Source organism: Bradyrhizobium sp. 149 (assembly GCF_023073915.1).
Taxonomy (GTDB): domain Bacteria; phylum Pseudomonadota; class Alphaproteobacteria; order Rhizobiales; family Xanthobacteraceae; genus Bradyrhizobium.
Genome location: NZ_JADPKK010000022.1, coordinates 1,314,276 through 1,339,450, shown reverse-complemented (window position 1 = coordinate 1,339,450; position 25,175 = coordinate 1,314,276). Strand labels below are relative to the sequence as shown.

Genomic DNA, 25,175 nt, shown 5'->3' with positions numbered 1-25,175 from the left:
GGAACAAGCGGTAGGGAACATGGGACGACGTTCAGAGCGGTTGAGTAGACAAGGTGCGCTCGCCGGCGATGCCGGTGAGGGTGATGTCATCCAGGTGGTGTCGCGCGCATTCGACGTGTTGCGATGCTTCGAGGGCCACGAGATCAGGCTCGGCAATCTCGAGATTTCAAATCGCTGCGGCCTGCCGCGCTCGACGGTGTCGCGGCTCACGCACACGCTGACGCGGATGGGGCAACTGGTCTATCTGCCGCGCGATCAAAAATATCGCATCGGCCCGAGCGCGGTAGCGATGAGCGCCTCGATGATGAAGGGCGCGCAACTGCGCAGCATGATTCGGCAGCGGCTCCAGGAAGTCGCCGAGCAACTGCCCGGCACGGTCGGCTTCGTGGTCCCCGATCGCTTCCATCTGGTCTATCTCCAGTTCGCGCGCTCGGCCTCGGCGCTCGGCCTGCACGAGGGCACCGGCAGCCGTATCTCGATGGCCTCGACCGCCGCGGGCGCAGCCTACACCGCTGCATTGACGCCCGAGGTGGGTGATGCCTTCATCGCGGACATGGAGCGGGAAGCTCCCGAGGCTGTGAAAATCCTACGGCCCCGCATCGAAGCCAATCGGCAGTCGCTGCGTGAGCGCGGCTATGTCGTGGCCTGCGGCCTGTGGAGCCCGCACATCAACGGGCTCGCGGTGCCGATCTGGTCGCCGCAGTACCAGACCTTCGTCGTCATCACGATCGGTCTTTTGTCCGCGATGTACGACGAGCAGCGTCTGCACGCCGAAGTCGCCCCGCCGATGCTCGCGCTCGGCCGCTCGCTCGGCAGCCTCATGGAAGGCGCGGAAGGCGACGTATTCAACAATCGCATCTCGCGCAAACCGGTCGCAATGGCCGTGCATAATAATAACAAGCCGATCAATGCGGAGGGCGTGAATGAACTGGAAGCCGGAACTCGACGAGCTAGCCCGGCGCGAAGCCTTCGCGCGGGAGATGGGCGGCGTTGACAAGGTCAAGCGACAGCATGACCAGGGCCGACTGACTGTTCGGGAGCGTATCGACAGACTGACCGACAAGGGCAGCTTTCACGAGATCGGTGCCGTCTCCGGCATCGGCGAGTACGATTCCAGCGGTGAGCTGCAGAAACTGACGCCGGCGAACTGCGTGTTTGGCCGCGCGCGCGTCGAGGGCCGCACCGTCGTCGTGGTCGGCGACGACTTTACCGTGCGCGGTGGCTCCGCGGATGCGTCCATCTCCGCAAAACCGCTGATGGCGGAGGAGATGGCGCACGATTTTCGCCTGCCCATCGTCCGCATCATCGAAGGTTCTGGCGGCGGCGGCTCGGTCAAGACCATCGAGACCAAGGGCGCGGCTAACTTGCCGGGCGGCATCGGCGGCACACGCTGGTATCGCTTCACCACGGAGAATTTGTCGCGTGTGCCCGTGGTCGCGCTCGGCCTCGGCTCGGTCGCAGGGCTCGGTGCCGCGCGTCTCGCCGCCAGCCACTATTCCATCATGACCAGGAAGTCCGCGATGTTCGTCGCAGGACCGCCGGTGGTGAAGGCGCTGGGGCAGGACCTCTCGAAGGAGGAGCTCGGCGGCGCTGACATCCAGACCCGTGCCGGTGCGGTCGATCATGCCGTCGACACCGAGGAGGAGGCGTTCGCCTGCGCGCGGCGATTCATGTCCTATCTGCCGTCGTCGGTCTACGAGCTGCCGCCGACCTTGCCCTGCACCGACCCTCCGGAGCGCACCGAAGAGGCGCTGATGAACGCGGTGCCGCGCAATCGCAAGCAGGTCTACAAGATGCGGCCCATCGTCGAACAGGTCGTGGACAAGGGCTCGTTTTTCGAGGTCGCAAAGAATTTCGGCAAGCCGATCATTGTCGGCCTCGCCCGGCTCGAGGGCAGGGCGGTGATGGTACTTGCGAGCGACAGCTTTCACTATGGCGGCTCCTGGACGGCGGATGCCTGCCAGAAGGTGGTGCGCTGGGTCGACTTCGCCGAGACCTTCCATTTGCCGATCGTCTACCTCATGGACTGCCCCGGCTTCATGATCGGCCTCGACGCCGAGAAGGCCGGCACGATCCGTCACGGCGTCCGCGCCATGGCCGCGGTCAACCAGACCACGGTGCCCTGGTGCACGGTGATCCTGCGCAACGCCTTCGGCGTCGCCGGCGTGGTGCATCAGCCCGCCGACCGCTTCTCGATCCGCTACGCCTGGCCGTCGGCCTATTGGGGCTCGCTCCCGCTCGAAGGCGGCATCGAAGCCGCCTACCGCGCGGACATCGACGCGGCCGAGGACAAGGCGGAGAAACTGAAGGAGATTCAGAATCGTCTCAACAAGCTGCGCTCGCCGTTCCGCTCGGCCGAAAAGTTCTGGGTAGAGGAAATCATCGATCCCAGGAAGACCCGGTCGCTGCTGTGCGAGTTCGCGCGGCTCGCGGAGCCATTGCGAAAGCCCGGGCCGCCGGAGAAGTTTTCGATCAGGCCGTAAGCGGAGCCGTCGAGCGCTGCTCGCGCTTTGCCGCAGCAGCGATGGCGTGACCTCAGAACAATAGCGCGTTACGCTCTCCCGACAAGAACAACAGGAAGCGCCAATCGTGTATGACTTCATTATCGTGGGCGGCGGCTCGGCGGGGTCCGTGCTGGCCCACCGGCTCTCCGCAAGGAGCGCCAACAAGGTCCTGCTCTGCGAGGCCGGGCAGGACACGCCGCCCGGAGACGAGCCGGCCGAGATCAGGGACAGCTATCCGGGGACGGCCTATTTCGATCCGCGCTTCCACTGGACCGAGCTCAAGGTCACGACCCAGATCGTCAGCCACAACAATCCGGACGAAGGACGTCCGCCCTTACGCAAATACGAGCAGGCGCGCGTGCTTGGCGGCGGCTCCTCGATCAACGGCCAGATGGCCAACCGCGGCGCGCCGACCGATTACGACGAATGGGAAGCGCGCGGCGCTGCGGGGTGGAGCTGGAACGACGTGCTGCCCTTCTTCAAGAAGGTCGAGCGCGACCTCGATTTCGACGGACCGTTTCACGGCAAGGACGGCAGGATCCCGGTCCGCCGAATCCCCAGGGAACATTGGACGCGGCATTCGCAGGCGTTCGCGCAAGCCTTCCAGCAGGCCGGGCATCAGTTCCTTCCGGACCAGAATGGCGAGTTCGTCGACGGGTTTTTTCCGGTGACGCACTCGAACCAGGCCGAGCAGCGCGTCTCGGCCGCCATGGGCTATCTCGATCGCGACACGCGCAAGCGCGCCAACCTGACGATCTCCACCAACACGCACGTCGGAGAGCTGCTGTTCGAAGGCACGCGGTGCGTCGGCGTGAAGGCGGTGGTCGACGGGCGGGAGCAGGAATTCCGCGCCCGCGAGATCATTCTCTCCAGCGGCGCCATCCATTCGCCGGCGCATCTGTTGCGCGCCGGCATCGGCCCGGTCGGTCACCTCAGGGATATGGGCATTCCCGTGCTGATGGGGCTGCAAGGCGTCGGGCAGCGCCTGATGGATCATCCCTCGATCTCGTTGTCGTCTTTTGTCCGCCGCGGCGCGCGCATGAACGAGCACACCAGGCGCCACATGCAGCTTGGCCTGCGTTACTCGTCCGGGCTCGAAGGCGTACCGAAAGGCGACATGTTCGTCGTCCTGCTCAGCAAATCAGCCTGGCACGCCGTCGGTGAGCAGATCGGATCGCTGCTGACGTTCGTCAACAAGACCTATTCCGAGACCGGACAGGTCAAGCTTGCCTCGCGCGACCCGGCAGCCGAGCCGATCGTCGAGTTCAACCTGTTGTCCGACCGGCGCGACCTCGATCGCCTGATGAGCGGCTTTCGCAAGATGGCGGCCGTGCAGATGAGCGACGTCGTCAGGGCCGTGACCGACAAGCCGTTCCCGGCCTCCTATACCGATCGCGTGCGCAAGATCGGCGTGGTCAACACCCAGAACAGGATTCTCACCACGATCGCCGCGGTCCTGATGGACGGGCCGGCAGCGCTGCGCCACTACATGATCGACAGTTTCGTGGTCGAGGGCTTCACCTTCGACGACGTCATCAACGACGACGAGGCGCTGGAAGCCTTCGTGCGCAAGGCGACCATCGGCGTGTGGCACGCCTCCTGCTCGTGCCGCATGGGTCGGACCGACGACCCGATGGCGGTGGTCGACCCAGAGGGGCGCGTCAAAGGCGTGCAGGGCCTGCGCGTCGTCGACGCCTCGATCTTCCCGGTGGTGCCGTGCGCCAACACCAATTTTCCGGTCCTGATGTCGGCGGAGAAGATCGCGGCCGCGATGATGCAGTGAGCTGGTGCGGCTTTTTCCGCGGCCAGCGAACTGTTCCGCAGCAGACAGTCTGGCGGGCATGCGTCCGGCGACGGAACTTGGAACCCTGCTTGGGCGTTCTTTGCCTGATTTCGCCTTACGGTTGGAGCCGGGCCGCTGATCTGCCGGCCCGGCTCGGCCGGAGCGCATGTTTTCAGCGATAGAACTTCACGGGGGTTCAATGATCGATTCATCGAGCCGGGCGCAAATCAGCGACCCCAGAGAGTTACCCAGGATTTCGACCGGCAGCGACGGCCTCGACGACATCCTCTATGGCGGGCTCGATCCCAATCGCATGTACCTCTACGAGGGTCGGCCCGGCTCGGGCAAGACCACGATGGCGCTTCAATTCCTTCTCGAGGGAGCCCGCTGCGGTGAACGCGTGCTCTATATCTCCTTGTCGGAAACCAAGCGTGAGCTGACGTTGGTTGCGCAGCGGCACGGCTGGTCGCTGCGAGGCGTCGATATCTTCGAGCTGGTTCCGCCGGAGACCACGCTCGATCCCGACCGGGAGCTCACCGTCTTCCATCCCGCCGAAATGGAGCTGAGCGAAACCACAGGCCTGATATTCAAGGAAGTCGAACGGATCAATCCCGCGCGCGTGGTGCTAGACAGTCTGTCCGAGCTACGTCTTCTTGCGCAGAATCCGCTGCGGTATCGGCGCCAGGTTCTGGCCCTGAAGCACTTTTTCACCAACCGCAATTGCACGGTCATTCTCCTCGACGATCTCTCGTCGTCCCAGGACGACCTGCAACTCCATTCGATCGCGCATGGCGTCGTGATGCTCGAACAGCTCGCCGTCGATTATGGAGCAGAGCGCCGGCGGCTTCGCGTGATCAAGATGCGCGGGATTCGATTTCGCGGCGGCTTCCACGATTTCACGATCGAAGCGGGGGGGGTGCGGATATTCCCCCGTCTCGTGGCCGCAGAACATCACGCCTCGTTTATCGGCGAGTTGACGCCCAGCGGCAATGCGCAGCTCGACCAGCTCCTGGGAGGAGGGCTCGAGCGCGGCACCAGTGCGCTTCTTTTAGGCGCCGCCGGTGTCGGCAAATCTTCTCTCGCGCTGACCTATGGGATCGCGGCGGCAGTCCGCGGTGAGCATGCGGTGTTCTTTGCCTTCGATGAAGGTCGCGGTACGGTGGAGGCCCGGGCTCGAACGCTCGGCCTGCCCCTTGAAAACTACCTGCAATCGGGACTCATCCGATTTCAACAGATCGATCCCGCCGAGATGTCCCCCGGCGAATTCGCCGCGAATGTGCGCAAGAGCGTCGAAAAGGACAACGCGCGAATTGTCATCATCGACAGTCTGAATGGCTACCTCAACGCGATGCCGGATGAGCGATTTCTCATCCTCCAGATGCATGAGCTCCTGAGCTATCTCGGGCAAAAAGGCGTGCTGACCGTCCTGATCCTCGCCCAGCATGGGCTGGTTGGTCCGATGGAAACGGCTCTCGATATCAGCTATTTGAGCGATGCCGTGCTCATGCTGCGCTATTTCGAGGTCGGCGGAACGGTGCGGCGTGCCATCTCGGTCGTGAAGAAACGCAGCGGCAATCATGAAAATTCCATCCGCGAGTTTCGTCTTGGCCGTGCCGGCATCGCGCTGGGTCCTCCGCTGAGCGAGTTCAGCGGCATCTTCTCCGGAAATCCACGTTATACGGGCACTGAGATGCCGGAAGGGCCGGCGGGATGAGCGCCGACCACGATCATTGCGTTCTCGTGTTTGCTCCGATCGGCCGTGATGGGCCGGCATCGGTCGAGCTTTTCCGCAATTCGAATATCGCAGCGATCAATTGTCGAAGTCTCGATGAACTGGTCAGGGAGATGTCGGCGGGCGTGGGCGCGGTCCTTCTTGCCGAGGAAGGGTTGTTCGGGAAGGATACCCAGCCGCTGGCACAGTGGATCGAAAGGCAGCCGCCCTGGTCTGACCTGCCCTTTGTCATTCTCACCAGCCACCGGGAGCAGCCGGCGGTGGTTGCCTGGCGCCGCGGCATCGTCGAGACACTTCGCAATGTTTCGCTGCTTGAGCGCCCGGTTCAGCCGATCACGCTGACAAGCGCGGTTCAATCCGCACTGCGGGCCCGCCGGCGGCAATATGAAATTCGCACTCTCCTGCAGGCGCGCGAGCGGACGGCCCATGAGCTCGAGAAGCTCGTGGTGGAGCGCACCCGTGCGCTCGAAGAGGCCAACAAGCATCTGCGGGCCGAAATGGAAGAGCGCGCCCGCGTCGAGGAGACCCTTCGTCAGGCCCAGAAGATCGAAGCCATCGGACAGTTGACCGGCGGAGTAGCTCACGACTTCAATAATCTGCTGATGGTGATCTCCGGCGGATTGGACATGCTCGACCGGCAGACAGATCCTGATCGGCGGCGCCGTCTGCTGGAAGGAATGGTTCAGGCGGCGCAGCGTGGTGCCGGCCTGACCAGGCAGCTCCTGGCTTTTTCACGGCGGCAGAAGCTCCGGCCCGAGGCCGTCGACATCGCATCGCAGATCGGCGGCATGCGCGAATTGCTCGATCGGAGCCTGAGAGGCGACGTTCACGTCGAGTTCGATTTTCCGGATGGTCTTTGGCCGGTGGAGGTCGATCCGGGAGAGCTCGAACTGGTCATTCTCAACCTGGCGGTCAACGCCCGCGATGCGATGCCGAACGGTGGCACGATCGTTGTCCGTGGCGAGAACCTGGCCGGCCTGAACGAGGATGAGATCGCGGGCAATTACGTTCGGCTGTCCGTGGTCGACCGGGGCGTCGGGATGAGTCCCGAGATCCTGGGGCGGGTGTTCGAACCGTTCTTCACGACCAAGGATGTCGGCAAAGGCTCGGGCCTGGGACTTGCTCAGGTCCACGGATTTGCGACGCAGTCACGCGGAATGGTTCGCATCAAGTCGACGCTCGGCGAGGGCACCAGCATCGAGCTGTATTTGCCGCGATCCAGGAATATCCCAACAGGTGAGCGGCATCTGATCGACCTGAACAGGGCGCGGCCCAAGAAGGCCAATCACGGCCGAATTCTCCTCGTCGAAGACGACGACGAAGTCGCTGCGCTGGTCAGCGAGATGCTTGCGCAGCTCGGCTATCAGGTCACGCATGCGGCCAGCGCTGCGGCCGCTCTGGGTGCCTTGGCCGACGGCCGCTCCGTCGATCTCGTGTTTTCTGACGTCATGATGCCGGGCGGCATGAACGGCGTCGACCTCGCGCGCGAGATCAAGAGACGGCGAAGCGACATCCCGGTCTTGTTGACGAGCGGATACGCCGAAGCCGCGGTTCGCGACGCCGAAATGGCCGGCGTCCGGATCTTGCCGAAACCCTACCACATCGACGAGCTCGCCGCCGCGCTCGGGGCTGCAAAGTCGGACTTTGCGATAACCACAGGATCGGGTTTGGCGACGACTCGGGGCTGACCATTCGCGCGACAACCTCTGCCTGGGGCTTATGGCTTCTGGGGCCCCTGCGCGACTGCGCGCTCGGCCGGGTCGACGCCCGTCGCGCAATAGCGAATGCACACGCGGTCGCGTTTTGGTTGCGATGATAGGCATTCGTTCTCTGCGAGTTATTCATTTCCAGCGCTACGTGTGGGTTATGACGATTGCAGAAATCGGCCCGCAAATGCAGCCACTTTCAGCCGCGCTTTCAGCCCATTTCAGCCAAACTGTTATTGGTTTTTCATTGCCGGGGCAGGGACCTTCAATTGGAGCCCTGCAATGTTCAAGGCGGTTCTTTCTGCGTGTCTCTTCGTTGCCTCTAGCTCTGTCGCTTCCGAAGCACGGTCCTATCGCATTCATCAAGCACTCGAATGCAACGTCACGATGCCCTGCGACTTCTCATATTCGCAAACGCGTCGTGAGCGGACTTCCAAGTCCTCACTAACTCCCAGGTCCTCTCTAAAAGCCTATCGCGCGACGCAACTGACAGTGACCAACGCGGGCAGCGCCCCGACGGCGAACGTCGCTGAGACTCGCATTCTCGGTAGTCGTCCGGCAGGTTGCCCTTCCTCCTTCTGCGGCTGCGGCGCGGCTCTGCGCGTGTTCGGCCGTATCGTGCCGGAGTTGAATCTTGCGGCCAACTGGCTGCGCTTCCCGCGGACATCACCCGCACCGGGAATGGTCGCAGCGCGACGTGGACATGTGTTCGTCCTCGAGCAGCACCTGGAAGGGGACACCTGGCTGGCGTACGACGCCAACTCGGGCGGACACGCGACGCGAATGCACGCGCGTTCGTTGCGTGGCTATACGATCGTCAACCCGCGCGGCGGTTCGGTTGCCTGAGAGGCCAACCGGCGTCATTGCCGATGCATGAACATCCGCAAGGCGCCCGTTGACGGCAGTCCGCCTTGCGGATCCTCGGGAGGCATCCCGGACCGGAACGACCTGACCGGCGTGTCGCGGATCGGCGATGCCGCGACGTTCGGCGTGACCACCACGATCAGGTACTGAGCCAGCGCGGGCCGGCTCAGTACGTGTGATTGCCTAAGCCATCGCGGCTTGTGCCTTTGGCTTCGGTTGTCGCGACAGCGTCAGCACGATCAGCGAGGCGAACACGCAGAGTGCCCCGGCGATGAAGAATGCGGGCAGATAACTCTGGTAGACCGTCCGCGAGAAACCGGCGCCGAAGGCGGCGGTGCCCGCGCCGAGCTGGTGGCCGGCAAAAATCCAGCCGAACACCAGATTGGCGCGCTCGGGCCCGAATTTCTGCGCGGTGAGGCGCACCGTCGGCGGCACGGTTGCGATCCAGTCGAGCCCGTAGAACATCGCGAAGATCGAGAGCCCATAGAACGAGAAATCGCTGAAGGGGAGAAAGATCAGCGAGAGTCCGCGCAGGCCGTAGTACCAGAACAGCAAATAGCGGTTGTCGTAGCGGTCCGACAGCCAGCCCGACATGATGGTGCCGAAGAAGTCGAAAATGCCCATCGCAGCCAGCAGGCCGGCGGCCTGCACCTGCGGGATGCCGAAATCGAGGCACATCGGAATCAGATGCACCTGCACGAGGCCATTGGTGGAGGCGCCGCAAACGAAGAACGTCCCAAACAGGACCCAGAATGCGCCGCTCTTCGAGGCGTCGCGTAGCGTGCCGAGTGCAACGCCGGTGATCGAGCCATGGCTGACCGGCGGCGCGGGCAGGGGCTCGGTGCCTTCGTCGCCGAACGGGCGCAGGCCGACATCGCTCGGACGGTCGCGCATCGCGAGCAGGACCGCGAGGGCGGAAACGCCAAGCGCGATGCAGACGAAGCCGAGCGCAAGCCGCCAGCCGAAACGTTCGGTCAGGCTTGCCAGCAGCGGTAGGAACACGAGCTGGCCGGTGGCGACACTCGCGGTCATGATACCCACGACGAGGCCGCGCCGCGCCGCGAACCAGCGCGTCGCGATGGTGGCGCCCAGCACCAGGGCGGTCATGCCGGTGCCGATCCCGATCACCACGCCCCACAGCGCCACGAGCTGCCAGACCTCGGTCATGCCGAGCGAGAGCACCAGCGCCGAGACGACAATGAGCTGCGCGGTCAGCGTGACGTTGCGCAGGCCGTAGCGGTTGAGCAGGGCAGCCGCGAACGGCGCCATCAGCCCGAACAGGATGAAGCGGATCGACAGCGCGGATGAGATCTCCGCCGTGCTCCAGCCGAACTCCTTCTGAAGCGGAATGATGAACACGCCGGGCGCGCCGACCGTGCCGGCGCTGATCAGCGCGGTGAGGAAAGTCACGCCGACCATCACCCAGCCGTAGTGGATATTGCGGCGGCCGAGTGTTGCCGCGAGCCAGTTCGAGATCATTGGGCCTCAATCTTGAAGGCAGGCGTGGAGAGACCTGCGCAAGCATGCAGAATGACACGGGACTCGTCTTTCGGAAATGACAGAGTTCCCTCATTTCCGGACGTTTATGTCAGTGCGTCAGGCGCTCCACCGCGATCGCTGTGGCTTCGCCGCCGCCGATGCAGAGCGCCGCCACGCCGCGCTTGAGGTTCTTCGCCTCGAGTGCATGCAGCAGCGTCACGATCAGCCGTGCGCCGGTGGCGCCTATGGGATGGCCGAGCGCGCAGGCGCCGCCGTTGATGTTAAGCTTCTCGCGGGGAATGCCGAGATCGCGCTGCGCTGCCATCGCGACCACCGCGAAGGCTTCGTTGATCTCGAACAGATCGACATCGCCGGCGCTCCAGCCGACCTTGTCGAGCAGCTTGCGGATCGCCGGGATCGGCGCTGTGGTGAACCATTGCGGCTCCTGGCTATGGGTGGCGTGGCCCTTGATTTCGGCGAATGCGAGCAGGCCGTTGCGATCGGCGAGCGACCGCTTCGTCAGCACCAGCGCGGCGGCGCCGTCGGCGTTGGCGGAGGAAGCCGCCGGCGTAATGGTGCCGTTGGCGCGGAACGCGGGCTTCAACCCGGGGATCTTTGCCGGATCGACCTTCAGCGGATGCTCGTCATTGGCGACGACACGCGGGCCTGCCTTCTCGCTCAGCGTGATCGGCGCAATCTCGGCCTTGAACGCGCCGCCCTCGACCGCCTTGCGCGCGCGGCTCAGCGTCTCCATCGCATAGGCATCCTGGTCCTTGCGGGTGAACTGGTAACTTTCCGCGGTGGCCTCGCCGAAGTCGCCCATCGAGCGGCCGGTCTCGTAGGCGTCTTCGAGGCCATCCATCATCATGTGGTCGATGATGCGGTCATGGCCGGCGCGATAGCCGCCGCGCGCCTTGGCGAGGAGATACGGCGCGTTGCTCATGCTCTCCATGCCGCCGGAGACGACGATCTCGGCCGAGCCGGCGCGAATGATGTCGTGCGCCAGCATGGTCGCTTTCATGCCGGAGCCGCAAACCTTGTTGACGGTGGTGGCGCCGGTGGCGTCGGGAAGTCCGGCCGCGCGCGCCGCCTGGCGCGCCGGGGCCTGGCCCTGGCCGGCCGGCAGCACGCAGCCCATGAAGACCTCGTCGATCTTCTCCGGCGCAAGCTTCGCCCGCTCGAGTGCCGCGCCAATCACGTGCGATCCGAGCTTGTGTGCGGGAAGCGGCGACAGCTCGCCCATGAAACGGCCGAGCGGGGTGCGGACGGCGGAGACGATGACGACAGGATCGGCGGCTTCGGCCATGGTGGAGCTCCCTGCGATGATGGGTGAATAAGATTATGTGCATCATATGATGCGGCGCAAAAAAAGCAACGGCGCCCGGCATGAGAAATTGTCGTGGGTCGGATGAGATTTGGTCGTTCGATTGGGGGAGGTGGAGAGCGACTACCGCTTCCGATTGACAAACGCTTGCATCAGCCGCGTCGGTTCGTCGGTCAGGAACGATTGGCCGAACACCTTCACGCTCAAATTCACCGACTCCGTCAGCGGCAGCTCCTCCCATTGCCGTAGCAGCGCCTTCTGCGACCGCAGCGCCTCGGGGCCGCATTCGAGCAGCGCGGTCACAAGATGCTCGACAGCCGCGTCCAGCCCGCCCTCCGGCGCGACCTTGTCGACCAGTCCCCAAGCCAGCGCTGTCGGCGCGTCGATGTTTTCGGCCGTCATCACCAGCCAGCGCGCATGGGCCCAGCCGATCAGGCGCGGCAACAGCGCGGCATGGATCACCGAGGGAATGCCGACGCGCACCTCCGGCATGCCGAAATGCGCATCATGCGCGGCAATCCGGAAGTCGCAGGCCGCGGCCACCTCGAGCCCGCCGCCGAGGCACCAGCCGGGCATGCGCGCGATCATAGGGGCCGGGAAGGCGCGTACCGCCTCGCAGAGATCGCGCAGGCGACTGATGAACGCCTCGGCCGATGTCTGGTCGAGATTCGCCATCTCCTTGATGTCGGCGCCGCCGATCATGCTCTTCTCGCTCTGGCCGCGCAGCACCGCCACGCGAATGCTGCGGTCGGAGGCAAGCTGTTGCAAGCCTTGGCGCACCGCGTCGATCACGGGCGAGCCGAGGATGTTGAGTGACCCCGCATTGCAGATCGTGACATGAACGACGCCGCGCGCATCGCGCGTCACGCCGCAGTGGTGGTTGAGCATTTCCATGAGAGAATCTCTGATTTTCGTGGACGTGCGCAGGGATACGCCGGTCGGGATCACTTCCGGGCCGAAACGCTTTAGTTGTCAAGCGGTGAGGAGCCGGAGTTGCCAGTGCGAAGTCCACAGGATAGTATGATGTATATCATATCAAGGGACTGCCCATGACCTGCAACGCTCAACTCGACCTGTTTTCGCCCGCGCATCGGCGCGAGCGTGTGGTGGACTGGCAAGTGCCCGCGCCCGTCGCAAAGGCGGCCATGGGTTTGTCAGGGATGGATGCCATGCTGGGCATCCGCGACGGACGGCTGCCGCCGCCCCCGTTCGCCAAGCTGATCGGTTTCACCGTGGCCGTGGTTGAACCGGGCCGGATCGTGATAGAACTGGAGCCCCGCGAAGATCTCGAAAATACCATCGGTCTGCTGCACGGGGCGACCGCCGCGGCGCTGATCGACACTGCCATGGGCTGCGCAATCTCGACCCGGTTGGAAGCTGGGCAGAGCTCGGTGACCCTCGACCTGAAGATGACGTTCCTGCGTCCGCTCTCGGTCCGTTCGGGGCTGATCTCGGCCGAAGGTAAAGTGATCAAGCTGGGACGCCAGACCAGCTACGCCGAGGGCTTTGTGCGCGACGGCAAGGGTGCGCTCGCGGTCCATGCAACTGCAACCTTTTCGATGATCGCAACGTCTTAACATGAATTAATGCCCCGCCTGGTCCGTTTCTGTGTTATGAGATGATCTTCGACATTCAATGAGACCCGCATGCGCTATTCCCGGGAACACAAGCAGGAAACCCACGATCGTATCGTGAAGAAAGCCTCCGTGCGGTTGCGCGAAAAGGGCGCCCACGGCATCGGCGTCGCCGACCTCATGAAGGAAGCGGGCCTGACCCATGGCGGCTTCTACGCGCATTTCGATTCCCGCGAGGCGCTGGTGATCGAGGCGTTTGGCTACGCCATGGACCGCGCGATGGAGCACTGGCGCAAGCAGTCCGTTCAGGTGGCGCCGGAGAAGCAGCTCACCCAAATCGTCGAGACCTATCTCTCGACCGTGCATCGCGACAACCCCGGTCACGGCTGCTCGATTCCCGCGCTCGGCGCCGAGATCGCCCGCGAGAGCCCGAAGACGCGAAAGGCCTTTGCCGGCAAGCTCGAGGAGATGATCGAGATGATCACCGACTTCATCCCGAATCTGCCGCGCAAGGCCGCGCGCAAGCAGGCGATCGCGACGCTGGCGACCATGGCCGGAACCATGCTGCTCGCGCGCATCGCCGGCTCGAGCGAATTGTCGGACGAAGTGCTCAAAACGGGCAAGGACTGCGCGCTGGATGGCGCGCGCCGTGAGCCGGTGAAGGCCGCAAAGAAGCCGAAGCAGAATTAGCGATCGAGCTTACGAAGTGCGCCCCGCAAACAGCGCCCGCTCGCGCTCGACGATCTCGCCGATGTAATCCGCCACCGCCCTGATCCGCGCCAGGTCCTTGCTGTCGGCGTGCATCAGCATCCAGAAGGTGCGGGTGATCGAGACCTCGTCCGCCAGCACCGCAATCAGCTGCGGATAGTCGGCCGCCATGAAGTGCGGCAGCACCGCGATACCGAACCCGGCGAGCGTGGCATTGAGTTGCGCGATCAGATTGGCGCTGCGCAAGCGTGCGGAGATCTTCGGCGACACCTGCGGCAGATAGTCGAGCTCGGGCGTGAACAACAGCTCCTCGATGTAGCCAACGAAGCGGTGCTGCGGCAGGACTTCGCGCGAGGTGATCTTCGGGTAGCGGTCGAGATAGGCGGGCGCGGCATAGAGTCCGAGGCGGTAGTCGAGCAGTTTGCGGCCGACGATGCGACCTTCCTTCGGCATGGTCAGGCTGATGGCGATATCAGCCTCGCGCTTGGACAGGCTGAACAGCCGCGCGGTCGCGACCAGTTGCAGATCGAGGTCGGGATAGCGGTCGGCGAAGGGCGCGAGCCGCGGCGCCAGGAACGCGGTCCCAAAACCGTCGGGGGCGCCGATCCGCACCGTGCCGGTCAGCCGCGCCACCGAGCCGCCGACCTGCTCCTGGTTGGCGGCGATGGTCGATTCCATGGCTTCCGCGCTGTCGGCAACGCGCTGGCCGGGCTCTGTCAGCAGGTAGCCGGTCTTGCGCCGGTCAAACAGCTTTGCCGAGAGGTGCTTCTCCAGCCGGTCGACGCGGCGGATGACGGTGGCATGATCGACGCCGAGCTGTTTGGCCGCAGCCGAAACCGAGCCGCCCCGCACGATGGCCAGCACGAAGCGGAAGTCGTCCCAGTCGAGGTGACCTTGATCCAGCATTTTCGCACATCTATGGTGCATTATCTCAGACTTGAATCCTATAAAATGCAGGTTGATAGGATTTGTCAAAGCGATCGGGCTCGACTTCCAAGGAGATTATTCATGCGTTCAATCGGACATTTCATTGGCGGCAGGGAGGTCAAGGGCACCTCCGGCCGCACTGCCGACGTTTTCGAGCCGATGACCGGTGACGTCCAGGCCAAGGTGGCGCTGGCGTCCAAGGCCGAGGTCCGCGCCGCCGTGGAAAACGCCCGCGCCGCGCAGCCGGAATGGGCTGCGACCAACCCGCAGCGCCGCGCCCGCGTCATGATGAAGTTCGTCGAACTGGTGCAGCGCGACTACGACAAGCTCGCCGAGCTGCTCGCCCGCGAGCACGGCAAGACCGTTCCCGACGCCAAGGGCGACATCCAGCGCGGCCTCGAAGTCGCGGAGTTCGCCTGCGGTATCCCGCATCTCATGAAGGGCGAATACACCGAAGGCGCCGGCCCCGGCATCGACATCTACTCGATGCGCCAGGCGCTCGGCGTCGTCGCCGGCATCACGCCGTTCAATTTCCCGGCGATGATCCCGATGTGGAAGTTCGCTCCGGCGATCGCCTGCGGCAACGCCTTCATCCTGAAGCCGTCGGAGCGCGATCCCGGCGTGCCGATGATGCTCGCCGAGCTGATGATCGAGGCGGGCCTGCCGGCCGGCATCCTCAATGTCGTCAACGGCGACAAGGAGGCGGTCGACGCCATCCTCGACGATCCCGATATCAAGGCCGTCGGCTTCGTCGGCTCCACGCCGATCGCGCAATACATCTACGAGCGTGCCGCGCAGACCGGCAAGCGCTGCCAGTGTTTTGGCGGCGCCAAGAACCACGCCATCATCATGCCCGACGCCGACATGGACCAGGCGGTCGACGCACTGATCGGCGCCGGTTACGGTTCGGCCGGCGAACGCTGCATGGCCGTGTCCGTCGCGGTCCCCGTCGGCAAATCCACCGCCGACCGGCTGATGGAAAAGCTGATTCCGCGCGTCGAGTCGCTCAAGATCGGCACCTCGATCGATCCGTCGGCCGATTACGGTCCGCTGGTGACGCGCGAGGCAGTCGAGAAGGTCAAGGGCTACATCGATGTCGGCATCAAGGAAGGCGCGACGCTCGCCGTCGACGGCCGCGGCTTCAAGATGCAGGGTTACGAGAACGGCTTCTATCTCGGCGGTTCGCTGTTCGACAACGTCACCAAGGACATGCGGATCTACAAGGAAGAGATATTTGGTCCCGTGCTCTCTGTCGTGCGCGCGCACGACTACAAGGAAGCGCTGGCGCTGCCGTCGGAGCATGATTACGGCAACGGCGTTGCGATCTTCACCCGCGACGGCGATGCCGCACGCGACTTCGCGGCCAAGGTCAACGTCGGCATGGTCGGGATCAACGTGCCGATCCCAGTGCCGATCGCCTATTACACCTTCGGCGGTTGGAAGAAGTCGGGCTTCGGCGATCTCAACCAGCACGGTCCGGATTCGGTCCGCTTCTACACCAAGACCAAGACGGTGACCTCGCGCTGGCCGTCAGGCGTCAAGGAAGGCGCGGAGTTCTCGATTCCGCTGATGAAGTGATTTCGTCCACCGTCATTGCGAGGAGCTCTTGCGACGAAGCAATCCGGACTGTCTCCGCTGAGGGATGCTGGATTTGCTTCGCTGCGCTCGCAATGACGAACGGATAAAGGCGACAGGCGGCAACGATGCAGTTCGCTCTGAACGAGGATCAGATCGCGGTTCGCGACATGGCGCTGGCGTTTGCGGCGGAAAAGATCGCGCCGCACGCGCTGCGCTGGGACGAGGAGAAGCATTTTCCCGTCGAAGTCATGCGCGAGGCCGCCACGCTCGGAATGGGCGGCATCTACATCCGCGACGACGTCGGCGGCTCCGGCATGACGCGGTTCGACGCGGCGCTGATCTTCGAGGCGCTGGCGACGGGCTGTCCGACCACGTCGGCCTTCATCTCCATCCACAACATGGCGTCCTGGATGATCGATGCCTACGGCAGCGACACCCAGCGTCACAAATGGCTGCCCAAGCTCTGCACCATGGAGCTGATTGCGAGCTACTGCCTGACCGAGCCCGGCGCCGGCTCGGACGCGGCAGCGCTCCGCACCCGCGCCGTACGCGACGGCGATCATTACATCCTCAACGGCCAGAAGCAGTTCATCTCCGGTGCCGGCGGCACTGATCTGCTGGTCGCGATGGTGCGCACCGGCGCCGACGGCCCGGGCGGCATCTCGACGCTGGTCATCGACGGCAACACGCCGGGTGTCTCCTTCGGCGCCAACGAGCGCAAGATGGGCTGGAACGCGCAGCCGACCCGCGCCGTGATCTTCGAGAATGCACGCGTGCCGGTTGCCAACCGCTTAAGCGAGGAGGGCGTCGGCTTCAAGATCGCGATGGCCGGTCTCGACGGCGGACGTCTCAACATCACAGCATGCTCGCTCGGTGGCGCGCAGACCGCGCTCGACAAGGCGCGTTCCTACATGAAGGAGCGCAAGGCTTTTGGAAAGCGCCTCGACGAATTCCAGGCGCTGCAATTTCGCCTCGCCGACATGGCAATCGAGCTCGAAGCCGCGCGCACCTTCCTATGGCGCGCAGCGGCGGCGCTGGACCGCAAGGACCCGGACGCCACCATGCTCTGCGCCATGGCCAAGGGTTTTGGCACCGATGCCGGCTTCGAGGTGGCCAACCAGGCGCTCCAGCTTCATGGCGGCTATGGCTACTTGAGCGAATACGGCATCGAGAAGATCGTGCGCGATCTGCGCGTGCACCAGATCCTCGAAGGTACCAATGAAATCATGCGGCTCATCGTGGCGCGCAAACTGATCGAGGGCGCGCGATGAGTGGAGCGGAGGAGGGCGATCTGGTCGCCCGGATGGAGGGCTCGGCCGGAATTATCAGGCTCAACCGCCCGAAGGCGATCAATGCCGTGACGCTGGAGATGTTCCGCGACGTCGACAAGGCGCTCGACCGCTTCGAAGCCGATCCGGCCGTGGCCGTGATCGTGCTGGAAGGGGCCGGCGAGCGCGGCCTGTGTGCCGGCGGCGACATCCGTGCGCTGTGGGAGAGCTCGAAGGTCAATGGTGACCTCGGCAAGATCCTGTGGCGGGAAGAGTACATCCTCAACGCCCGGATCAAGAAGTTCCCAAAGCCCTATGTCGCCTTCATGGACGGCATCGTGATGGGCGGCGGCGTCGGACTCTCGGCGCATGCGAGCCATCGAATCGTCACCGACCGCACCAGGCTCGCGATGCCCGAGGTCGGGCTTGGCTTCTTTCCCGACGTCGGCGGCACCTGGCTATTGTCGCGCTCGCCGGGCGAGATCGGCACTTATTTTGGCCTGACCGGCCAGACCATGAACGGCCCCGATGCGATCCATGCGAAGTTTGCCGACGCGGTGGTGCCGGCAGCCAAATGGCCGCAGTTGCGCGACGCCCTGATCAAGGTTCGCCAAGGCGCCACCGCGGCCGATGTGAGCGAGTTGATCAGCAGTTTTGCGATCGGCGAGGCCGCGGGGCCGGTGGCTGCCAGGCAGACGACGATCGACGCGCTGTTCAGCTTCGACCGCATGGAGGACATTGTGACTGCGCTCAAGCGAGACGGCTCGGAGTTCGCACTAGCGACATTGGAGACGCTCAATGAGAAGTCGCCGCGCGGCATGGTGGTCACGCTGAAGCTGCTGCGGCTCGCGCGCACCGCGTCGAACCTGGAAGAATGCCTGGTGCGCGAATATCGTGCTGCGCTGGAAGTCTTCCGCAGCGACGATTTTCGCGAGGGCGTACGCGCCGCCGTGATCGACAAGGACCGCAATCCGAGCTGGTCGCCGCCGCGCATCGAGGATGTCACGCCGGACCTGCTTGCGCCATATCTCGCGGAGATTGGCGCCGACGAATTGAAGTTCAACTAATCAACGAAAGTTCAGCGGAGGAAACGAAGATGGCCACGATCGCATTCATCGGTCTCGGCAACATGGGCGGCCCCATGGCCGCCAATCTGGTCAAGGCCGGCCACAAGGTCGTCGCTTTCGATCTCGCCGAGGCCTCCCGCAATCAAGCCAAGTCTGACGGTGCCGGCATCGCCGAGAGCGCGGCGGGCGCTGTGAAGGGCGCTGACGTCGTCGTCACCATGTTGCCCGCCGGCAAGCACGTTCTCGGCGTGTGGGGCGAGGTCGTTCCTGCCATGTCCAAGGGCGCGCTGATCATCGACAGTTCCACCATCGACGTCGAGAGCGCGCGTCAGGCGCATGCGCTGGCGGCCAAAAACAGCGTGCTTTCGGTCGACGCGCCGGTCTCCGGTGGCACCGGCGGCGCCAAGGGTGCGACGCTCACCTTCATGTGCGGCGGCGAGGACACCGCGTTTGCAGCGGCAAAGCCCGTGCTGGAGAACATGGGCAAGAAGATCGTGCATTGCGGCGGTGCCGGCGCAGGCCAGGCCGCAAAAATATGCAACAACATGATCCTCGGCATTTCCATGATCGCGGTGAGCGAGGCGTTCGCGCTGGCTGAGAAGCTCGGGCTCTCGCATCAGGCACTGTTCGACGTCGCCTCGACCTCGTCGGGCCAGTGCTGGTCGCTGACGACCTATTGCCCGGTGCCCGGGCCGGTGCCGACCTCGCCCGCCAACAACGATTACAAGCCCGGCTTTGCGGCCGCTCTGATGGTGAAGGATCTGACGCTGGCGCAGGACGCGGCGAAGGCCGCCGGCGCGGCTACGCCGCTCGGCCGCCATGCGCAGGAAATTTACCAGGCCTTCGACGCAGCCGGCCAGGGCGGGGTGGATTTTTCCGGAATTATCAAGCACGTTAGGGGGCTGGCCGGGAAAACTTGATGACGACATTTCAGGAAGCGCGCGCGTTTCTGCTGCACAACCGCACGGACTACGAGACAGCGGTCAAAGATTTCCGCTGGCCCGATCCGGTTCCCTTCAACTGGGCGCTGGACTGGTTCGACGCCGAGTTGGCGGCTAATGCGGACAGCAAGGATCGCCCCGCGCTTTGGATTGTCGATGTCGCGCAGGACCGGCAGACCAAATTGTCCTTTGCAACGCTCTCGCGCCGCTCGAACCAGGTGGCGAACTTCCTCCGCGCGCAGGGCCTGAAACGCGGCGATCATCTCCTGCTGCTGCTCGGCAATGTGGTTCCGCTGTGGGAGACCATGCTGGCTGCGATCAAGCTCGGCGTCGTCGTTATTCCCGCGACGACGCTGCTCACCGCGGACGAGCTGCGTGACCGGCTCGATCGGGGCCAGGCGAAGGCGGTGGTCGCCGCCGAGGATCAGGTCGCAAAATTCACCAGCCTTGGTTCGGAGAACATCGTCCGCATTGTTGTCGGTGCGGCCTCCGACGGCTGGCTTTCGTACGACAATGCCGCGAAGGCTTCGGAGAGTTTTGCGCCTGACGGCCCGACCAACGCCGACGACGCAATGCTGCTCTATTTCACCTCGGGCACCACGGCAAAGCCAAAGCTGGTGCGGCACAGCCAGCGCAGCTATCCCGTCGGCCATCTCTCGACCATGTACTGGATCGGGCTGAAGCCCGGCGACGTCCATCTCAACATCTCCTCGCCCGGCTGGGCCAAGCACGCCTGGAGCTGTTTATTCGCGCCGTGGAACGCGGGCGCGACCGTGTTCGTGGTCAACCAGCCGCGCTTCGACGCCAAGGGACTGCTTGCCACCATCGGCCGCTGCGGCGTCACCACGCTGTGCGCGCCGCCGACGGTGTGGCGGCTGTTCATCCAGGAGAACCTTGCAGCTTTCAACGTGGCGCTGCGTGAGGTCTGCGGCGCGGGCGAGCCGCTCAATCCTGAAGTGATCGATCAGGTGCAGGCCGCCTGGGGCCTCACCATTCGCGATGGCTACGGCCAGACTGAAACGACCGCGCTCGCCGGCAACTCGCCGGGGCAAAAGATCAAGATCGGATCGATGGGACGGCCGCTGCCGGGCTATCGCGTGCAGGTCAGCGACGCCGATGGTCATCCGGCCAAGGAGGGCGAGGTGGCTCTGGTGCTCGGCGAAAACCGTCCCGCCGGCCTGATGCAGGGCTATCAGGGCGACAACGGTGGGCTGTCCGGCGCCGAAGGCGAGCTCTATCGCAGTGGCGACGTCGTGTTCGAGGACGATGATGGCTATCTCACCTTCGTCGGCCGCTCCGATGACGTCTTCAAATCCTCTGACTATCGCATCAGCCCGTTCGAGCTCGAGAGCGTGTTGCTCGAGCACGAGCTCGTCGCAGAAGCCGCCGTGGTCCCGAGCCCGGATCCGATCCGGCTTGCGATTCCCAAGGCCTTTGTGCTGCTGACATCCGGCGCGGAGCGCTCGCCGGCGACGGCGCTCTCCATCTTTAGGCATTTGCACACGCGCCTTGCGCCGTTCAAGCGAATCCGCCGCCTCGAAATCGTCACGGAGCTACCGAAGACGATCTCGGGAAAGATCCGCCGCGTCCAGCTCAGGCGGCTAGAGCGCGACGACGACCGCAACGATCCCCTGCGCGGCCGCGAATTCCGCGAAGAGGACTTTCCGGAGCTGTCGAAAACACGGAGTGACACCTAAGTGAACGAAGTCTGGAAGAAGCCGCCGATTGCGCTTCAGGCCTATCAGGCCATGGTCGGCAAGGAGATCGGCGTATCGTCGTGGCACCTGGTCGATCAGCCCCGCATCGACACCTATGCCGACGTGATCGAGGATCATCAGTTCATTCATGTCGATCCTGACAGAGCCAGGAAGGAGACGGCGTTCGGCGGCACCATCGCGCACGGTTTCCTAACGATGTCGCTGCTGTCGATCATGTCCTACGAGGTGATGCCCGTCATCGCGGGCACCACGATGGGCGTCAATTACGGTTTCGACAAGCTGCGTTTCATCTCGCCGGTGCGTTCGGGGAAACGCGTTCGCGGTCGTTTCGTGCTGGCGGAAGCCAAGCTGCGCAAGCCGAACGAGCTGCAGTCGCGCACCAACGTCACGGTGGAGATCGAAGGCGAGGACAAGCCCGCGCTGGTCGCGGAGTGGCTTGGGTTGATCTATTTCGCCTAGGGCGGGTCCGGCTTGACCCGGCGATCCATCGCTGCTCAAAGCCTATCGAATTGCGGTCGGTGCACCCTCTCCCCTTGTGGGAGAGGGTGGCGAAATCGAGCGGAGCGAGATGAAGCCGGGTGAGGGGTATCTCTCCTCGGGCTCATCTGCCGAGAGAAACCCCTCATCCGGCGCCGCAGCCGACGCTGCGCGTCGGCCTCACTTATCGGTACGGCGGCCGTAGGCCGCCTACGCCACCTTCTCCCACAAGGGGAGAAGGAAGAAAGGAAGCACAATGGCAATCAGGTTCGACGGACGCGTCGCCATCGTCACCGGCGCCGGCAATGGTCTCGGACGGGCGCATGCGCTGGGGCTGGCGAGCCGCGGCGCGAAAGTGGTGGTCAACGATTTCGGCGGCGCGCGCGATGGCAGCGGCGGTTCGCTCTCGCCCGCGGAAGCCGTGGTCGAGGAAATCCGCAAAGCCGGCGGCACCGCGATGGCCGACGGCGCCGACGTCTCGAAATTCGAGCAGGTCACGGCGATGGTCGAGCGTGCCACCAAGGAGTGGGGCAGCGTCGATCTCCTGTGTGCCAATGCCGGCATTTTGCGCGACAAGTCGTTCGGCAAGATGGAAGCGGCCGATTTCCAGAAGGTGCTCGACGTGCACCTCGTCGGCACCTTCTATTGCTGCAAGGCGGTCTGGGCCGGGATGCGCGACCGCAACTACGGCCGCATCGTGCTGACGACGTCGTCGTCCGGTCTCTACGGCAATTTCGGCCAGGCCAATTACGGTGCGGCCAAGTCCGGCATGGTCGGCCTGATGAACGTGCTGGCGGAAGAGGGCCGCAAGTCCGACATCCGCGTCAACATCATCTCGCCAACGGCGGCAACCCGCATGACGGAAGAGCTGCTGCCGCCGCAGGCGCTGCAGTTGATGAAGCCGAACGCGATCACACCCGCGGTCGAGTACATGCTCAGCGGGGACGCGCCGACCCGCACCATCATGGGTGCCGGCGCCGGCTCGTTCGCGGTGATCAAGATCGTCGAGAGCGAAGGCATCAACCTGCCGGAATCCGAGTGGACCCCGGACGCGGTCGCGGCGCATTTCGCCGAGATCAGCGACATGTCGAAGGCGAAGGCGCTGCAGGGGGCTTTCGAGCAAACGCAGAAATACGTGGCGCAGGCCGCGGCGCGCGCCGGGATAAAGCTCTGACCGCTGTCGCCGTCATTGGCGCCGGCCCCGCCGGGCTGATGGCGGCCGAAGTGCTCGCGCAGGGCGGTGCTCGCGTCACCGTCTATGACGCCATGCCGTCCGCGGGCCGCAAATTCTTGATGGCCGGCCGCGGCGGCCTCAATCTTACGCATAGCGAGCCGTTGCCGCGCTTCATCACGCGCTACCGCGAGGCGGCGCAGAGGTTGCAGGCCGCGATCGAAGCGTTTCCGCCCGACTCGCTGCGCGCCTGGAGCGAGGCGCTGGGCGAGCCGACTTTTGTCGGCTCCAGCGGGCGTGTGTTTCCGAAAGCGTTCAAGGCCTCTCCCTTGCTGCGGGCCTGGCTGCGACGGCTCGATGCCGCCGGCGTGCGTTTTGCGTTTCGCCAGCGCTGGATGGGGTGGGACGGAGAAGGACGCCTGGTCTTCGAGACACCCGGTGGTGCTACCGCCATCGCAACGGAGACCACGGTGCTGGCACTCGGCGGCGCAAGCTGGCCGCGACTGGGCTCCGACGGCGGCTGGACAACGATCCTGGCCGAAAAAGGCGTTGCGATCTCGCCGCTGCGGCCGGCGAACTGCGGCTTTACCGTCGCCTGGTCCGAAATCTTCCGCACGCGCTTCGAAGGCCAGCCGCTCAAGGGCGCGGCGCTGTCCTTCGGCCCACAGCGCGCGCGCGGTGAGGCCATGATCACAAGTGGCGGGATCGAGGGCGGCGCGATCTATGCGCTGTCGGCCGAACTGCGCGAGGCGATCGCGGCGAACGGCGAAGCGGTCCTGCACGTCGCATTGCGGCCGGATGTCCATCATGGCGAGCTCGTCAAGCGCCTGTCCGTCTCGCGCGGCAAGCAATCGTTCTCCAACTTCTTGCGCAAGGCTGCGCAACTGTCGCCCGTTGGGGTCGGGCTGCTGCAGGAAGCCACCATCGGCGCTGGCCAGTCGTTGTCGGCAATGTCGGCCGAGCGGCTGGCGGAGCGCATCAACGCCGTACCGGTCAAGCTCACGGGCGTCGCGCCGATCGCGCGCGCGATATCGAGCGCCGGCGGGATTTTGTTCGATGAGCTCGACGCCGAATTCATGATCCGCAAGCTGCCGGGCGTGTTCGCGGCCGGCGAGATGCTGGATTGGGAAGCGCCGACGGGCGGCTATTTGCTCCAGGCCTCGTTCGCGACGGGGGCTGCGGCGGGGCGGGGCGTGTTGCGACGGCTCAACCTGTAGGACGGGTTTCGCTCCGCTCTACCCATCCTACGGAGCCCTACCGCAACTTCCCTCGCGCCGCCACCGGCAGCGTGCCGATGATCTCATCGCCGCGCACCATCACGACTTCGTCCATCATGTTGACGACGACGCAAACATGATTGGGCACAACCCGCACGACGTCGCCGACATTGGGCCGGGTGTTGCTGCGGGAGAGGTCGAGGAAGCCGTGCTCCTCGGCGAAGCGCGCGATCTTGGCCTCGGGGTGCTCCAGGATCAGGCCGTGGCCGTCGAGGCCGCCGGTATCCGTGGTCAGCGTCTTGGAGCCGGCGTCGAGGATACCGCGCTCCGGTGCGGCGCGGCTGACCACCGTCGAATAGATGTGCAGCGCGCAGTCGTCCCAGGTGGCGGAGCCGGCGGCGACCTGCATGCGGTCGTTGTAGATGTAGGTGCCGAAGCGGTGCTCGGTACCGCCCTTGAGCTTGCCGATATTCTTCAGGTTCGGCGTGCCGCCAGTCGAGACGATTTTTGCATCCAGCCCGTGCGTGCGCACGCCGGCCAGGGCTTCGTCATAGAATCTTTGCGCGTCCGCCCAGCCGGTCTCGGTCGGATACATCATGAAGCCGGCGAATTGCAGGCCCTTGGATGCAGCAATCTGCTGCGCCAGCGCAATGGCTTCAGCTGGCGTCTCGACGCCGGCGCGCTTGCGCCCCGTGTCGCATTCGACCACGACCGACAGTGGTCGGCCCGAGGCGGCGGCAGCCCTGGGCAGGCCGGCGACGACGGTCGAATTGTCGGCGGCGACCGTCATGTTGGCCTTCGTCTGCAGCGCCCCTAGACGCGCCATCTTCTCTTCGCCGAGCAGATTGTAGCTGATCAGGATGTCGTCGATCCCGGCATTGGCCATGATCTCGGCCTCGCCGAGTTTCTGGCAGGTGATGCCCTTGGCGCCGGCCGCGATCTGCATCTTCGCAATGGTGGGGTTCTTGTGCGTCTTGATGTGGGGACGGTTGGCGATCCCGGCGTCGTCGCAAGCCTTCTGGATCCGCGCGATGTTGCGCTCGACCTTGTCCATGTCGATGACGGCGCAGGGCGTGCCGTATTCGCGGGCGATTTTGGCGGCGAGGATCGTTGTCATTGAAGTCTCTGAGTTGGCGC

The 25,175-nt window shown here is 64.5% G+C and carries 22 protein-coding genes; 17 read left to right on the top strand and 5 right to left on the bottom strand.

The window, feature by feature from the left end; genetic code table 11:
• Positions 1 to 19 precede the first annotated feature (19 nt).
• The 7 genes from IVA88_RS24095 (at position 20) to IVA88_RS24065 (ending at position 8,739) form a co-directional block, all read left to right on the top strand.
• A complete protein-coding gene (locus IVA88_RS24095) occupies positions 20 to 994 on the top strand; it encodes a helix-turn-helix domain-containing protein (protein ID WP_247499646.1) in 975 nt (324 codons plus the stop codon).
• A complete protein-coding gene (locus tag IVA88_RS24090) occupies positions 924 to 2,483 on the top strand; it encodes a carboxyl transferase domain-containing protein (RefSeq protein WP_247499645.1) in 1,560 nt (519 codons plus the stop codon). The genes IVA88_RS24095 and IVA88_RS24090 overlap by 71 nt, the downstream gene beginning before the upstream one ends.
• A gap of 106 nt (positions 2,484 to 2,589) precedes the next feature.
• Positions 2,590 to 4,287 carry a GMC oxidoreductase gene (locus tag IVA88_RS24085; RefSeq protein WP_247499644.1) on the top strand — a complete coding sequence of 566 codons (1,698 nt, stop codon included), beginning with the start codon at positions 2,590 to 2,592 and terminating at the stop codon, positions 4,285 to 4,287.
• Positions 4,288 to 4,486: 199 nt separating this feature from the next.
• Entirely contained in the window at positions 4,487 to 6,001 is a 1,515-nt protein-coding gene (locus IVA88_RS24080; RefSeq protein WP_247499643.1) for an ATPase domain-containing protein, read from the top strand.
• A complete protein-coding gene (locus IVA88_RS24075; protein ID WP_247499642.1) occupies positions 5,998 to 7,707 on the top strand; it encodes a response regulator in 1,710 nt (569 codons plus the stop codon). The genes IVA88_RS24080 and IVA88_RS24075 overlap by 4 nt, the downstream gene beginning before the upstream one ends.
• 300 nt (positions 7,708 to 8,007) lie before the next feature.
• The gene (locus IVA88_RS24070) at positions 8,008 to 8,571 is read left to right on the top strand and encodes a hypothetical protein (RefSeq protein ID WP_247499641.1); all 564 of its coding nucleotides are present in this window, start codon (positions 8,008 to 8,010) and stop codon (positions 8,569 to 8,571) included.
• Positions 8,572 to 8,598: 27 nt separating this feature from the next.
• Complete coding sequence (locus tag IVA88_RS24065) at positions 8,599 to 8,739, top strand: hypothetical protein (protein WP_247499640.1); 141 nt, start codon at positions 8,599 to 8,601, stop codon at positions 8,737 to 8,739.
• A 33-nt stretch (positions 8,740 to 8,772) separates the two neighbouring features.
• On the opposite strand, the gene IVA88_RS24060 is transcribed toward IVA88_RS24065, so the two are convergent.
• The 3 genes from IVA88_RS24060 to IVA88_RS24050 all read right to left on the bottom strand — a co-directional run bounded on the left by IVA88_RS24060 (position 8,773) and on the right by IVA88_RS24050 (position 12,286).
• A complete protein-coding gene (locus IVA88_RS24060; protein ID WP_247499639.1) occupies positions 8,773 to 10,068 on the bottom strand; it encodes an MFS transporter in 1,296 nt (431 codons plus the stop codon).
• A gap of 109 nt (positions 10,069 to 10,177) precedes the next feature.
• Positions 10,178 to 11,374 carry an acetyl-CoA C-acyltransferase gene (locus IVA88_RS24055; protein WP_247499638.1) on the bottom strand — a complete coding sequence of 399 codons (1,197 nt, stop codon included), beginning with the start codon at positions 11,372 to 11,374 and terminating at the stop codon, positions 10,178 to 10,180.
• 141 nt (positions 11,375 to 11,515) lie between these two features.
• The gene (locus IVA88_RS24050) at positions 11,516 to 12,286 is read right to left on the bottom strand and encodes an enoyl-CoA hydratase (RefSeq protein ID WP_247499637.1); all 771 of its coding nucleotides are present in this window, start codon (positions 12,284 to 12,286) and stop codon (positions 11,516 to 11,518) included.
• A gap of 155 nt (positions 12,287 to 12,441) precedes the next feature.
• On the opposite strand from IVA88_RS24050, the gene IVA88_RS24045 reads away from it, so the two are divergent.
• A complete protein-coding gene (locus IVA88_RS24045; RefSeq protein WP_247499636.1) occupies positions 12,442 to 12,969 on the top strand; it encodes a PaaI family thioesterase in 528 nt (175 codons plus the stop codon).
• 69 nt (positions 12,970 to 13,038) lie between these two features.
• Positions 13,039 to 13,656, top strand: a complete 618-nt coding sequence (locus tag IVA88_RS24040) for a TetR/AcrR family transcriptional regulator (RefSeq protein WP_247499635.1) — start codon at positions 13,039 to 13,041, stop codon at positions 13,654 to 13,656.
• 9 nt (positions 13,657 to 13,665) lie between these two features.
• On the opposite strand, the gene IVA88_RS24035 is transcribed toward IVA88_RS24040, so the two are convergent.
• Positions 13,666 to 14,580, bottom strand: a complete 915-nt coding sequence (locus IVA88_RS24035; RefSeq protein WP_247499634.1) for a LysR family transcriptional regulator — start codon at positions 14,578 to 14,580, stop codon at positions 13,666 to 13,668.
• Positions 14,581 to 14,682: 102 nt separating this feature from the next.
• On the opposite strand from IVA88_RS24035, the gene IVA88_RS24030 reads away from it, so the two are divergent.
• From IVA88_RS24030 to IVA88_RS23995, 8 genes are all read left to right on the top strand, one after another.
• A complete protein-coding gene (locus IVA88_RS24030; protein ID WP_247499633.1) occupies positions 14,683 to 16,179 on the top strand; it encodes a CoA-acylating methylmalonate-semialdehyde dehydrogenase in 1,497 nt (498 codons plus the stop codon).
• A 125-nt stretch (positions 16,180 to 16,304) separates the two neighbouring features.
• Positions 16,305 to 17,450 (top strand): isobutyryl-CoA dehydrogenase, encoded by a 1,146-nt coding sequence (locus IVA88_RS24025; protein WP_247499632.1) that lies wholly within the window; start codon positions 16,305 to 16,307, stop codon positions 17,448 to 17,450.
• Complete coding sequence (locus IVA88_RS24020) at positions 17,447 to 18,514, top strand: enoyl-CoA hydratase/isomerase family protein (RefSeq protein WP_247499631.1); 1,068 nt, start codon at positions 17,447 to 17,449, stop codon at positions 18,512 to 18,514. Before IVA88_RS24025 ends, IVA88_RS24020 begins: the two co-directional genes overlap by 4 nt.
• Positions 18,424 to 19,434: a 3-hydroxyisobutyrate dehydrogenase gene (gene mmsB, locus IVA88_RS24015; protein WP_247500401.1), complete on the top strand. Its 1,011-nt coding sequence runs from the start codon at positions 18,424 to 18,426 to the stop codon at positions 19,432 to 19,434. The genes IVA88_RS24020 and mmsB overlap by 91 nt, the downstream gene beginning before the upstream one ends.
• A complete protein-coding gene (locus tag IVA88_RS24010; RefSeq protein ID WP_247499630.1) occupies positions 19,434 to 21,152 on the top strand; it encodes an AMP-binding protein in 1,719 nt (572 codons plus the stop codon). The genes mmsB and IVA88_RS24010 overlap by 1 nt, the downstream gene beginning before the upstream one ends.
• A complete protein-coding gene (locus tag IVA88_RS24005; RefSeq protein ID WP_247499629.1) occupies positions 21,153 to 21,632 on the top strand; it encodes a MaoC family dehydratase in 480 nt (159 codons plus the stop codon).
• A 274-nt stretch (positions 21,633 to 21,906) separates the two neighbouring features.
• Positions 21,907 to 22,824 (top strand): SDR family NAD(P)-dependent oxidoreductase, encoded by a 918-nt coding sequence (locus tag IVA88_RS24000; protein ID WP_247499628.1) that lies wholly within the window; start codon positions 21,907 to 21,909, stop codon positions 22,822 to 22,824.
• A complete protein-coding gene (locus IVA88_RS23995; RefSeq protein WP_256466846.1) occupies positions 22,821 to 24,038 on the top strand; it encodes a TIGR03862 family flavoprotein in 1,218 nt (405 codons plus the stop codon). The genes IVA88_RS24000 and IVA88_RS23995 overlap by 4 nt, the downstream gene beginning before the upstream one ends.
• A 37-nt stretch (positions 24,039 to 24,075) precedes the next feature.
• Here the strand turns inward: IVA88_RS23995 and IVA88_RS23990 are convergent, their stop codons facing one another.
• The gene (locus IVA88_RS23990; RefSeq protein WP_247499626.1) at positions 24,076 to 25,155 is read right to left on the bottom strand and encodes an alanine racemase; all 1,080 of its coding nucleotides are present in this window, start codon (positions 25,153 to 25,155) and stop codon (positions 24,076 to 24,078) included.
• Positions 25,156 to 25,175: the final 20 nt, after the last annotated feature.

Coding starts and splice junctions, on each gene's coding strand:
- IVA88_RS24095 (WP_247499646.1), top strand. CDS start 20: ATGGGACGACGTTCAGAGCGGTTGAGTAGACAAGGTGCGCTCGCCGGC.
- IVA88_RS24090 (WP_247499645.1), top strand. CDS start 924: ATGAACTGGAAGCCGGAACTCGACGAGCTAGCCCGGCGCGAAGCCTTC.
- IVA88_RS24080 (WP_247499643.1), top strand. CDS start 4,487: ATGATCGATTCATCGAGCCGGGCGCAAATCAGCGACCCCAGAGAGTTA.
- IVA88_RS24075 (WP_247499642.1), top strand. CDS start 5,998: ATGAGCGCCGACCACGATCATTGCGTTCTCGTGTTTGCTCCGATCGGC.
- IVA88_RS24070 (WP_247499641.1), top strand. CDS start 8,008: ATGTTCAAGGCGGTTCTTTCTGCGTGTCTCTTCGTTGCCTCTAGCTCT.
- IVA88_RS24065 (WP_247499640.1), top strand. CDS start 8,599: ATGAACATCCGCAAGGCGCCCGTTGACGGCAGTCCGCCTTGCGGATCC.
- IVA88_RS24060 (WP_247499639.1), bottom strand. CDS start 10,068: ATGATCTCGAACTGGCTCGCGGCAACACTCGGCCGCCGCAATATCCAC.
- IVA88_RS24055 (WP_247499638.1), bottom strand. CDS start 11,374: ATGGCCGAAGCCGCCGATCCTGTCGTCATCGTCTCCGCCGTCCGCACC.
- IVA88_RS24050 (WP_247499637.1), bottom strand. CDS start 12,286: ATGGAAATGCTCAACCACCACTGCGGCGTGACGCGCGATGCGCGCGGC.
- IVA88_RS24045 (WP_247499636.1), top strand. CDS start 12,442: ATGACCTGCAACGCTCAACTCGACCTGTTTTCGCCCGCGCATCGGCGC.
- IVA88_RS24040 (WP_247499635.1), top strand. CDS start 13,039: ATGCGCTATTCCCGGGAACACAAGCAGGAAACCCACGATCGTATCGTG.
- IVA88_RS24035 (WP_247499634.1), bottom strand. CDS start 14,580: ATGCTGGATCAAGGTCACCTCGACTGGGACGACTTCCGCTTCGTGCTG.
- IVA88_RS24030 (WP_247499633.1), top strand. CDS start 14,683: ATGCGTTCAATCGGACATTTCATTGGCGGCAGGGAGGTCAAGGGCACC.
- IVA88_RS24025 (WP_247499632.1), top strand. CDS start 16,305: ATGCAGTTCGCTCTGAACGAGGATCAGATCGCGGTTCGCGACATGGCG.
- IVA88_RS24020 (WP_247499631.1), top strand. CDS start 17,447: ATGAGTGGAGCGGAGGAGGGCGATCTGGTCGCCCGGATGGAGGGCTCG.
- IVA88_RS24010 (WP_247499630.1), top strand. CDS start 19,434: ATGACGACATTTCAGGAAGCGCGCGCGTTTCTGCTGCACAACCGCACG.
- IVA88_RS24000 (WP_247499628.1), top strand. CDS start 21,907: ATGGCAATCAGGTTCGACGGACGCGTCGCCATCGTCACCGGCGCCGGC.
- IVA88_RS23990 (WP_247499626.1), bottom strand. CDS start 25,155: ATGACAACGATCCTCGCCGCCAAAATCGCCCGCGAATACGGCACGCCC.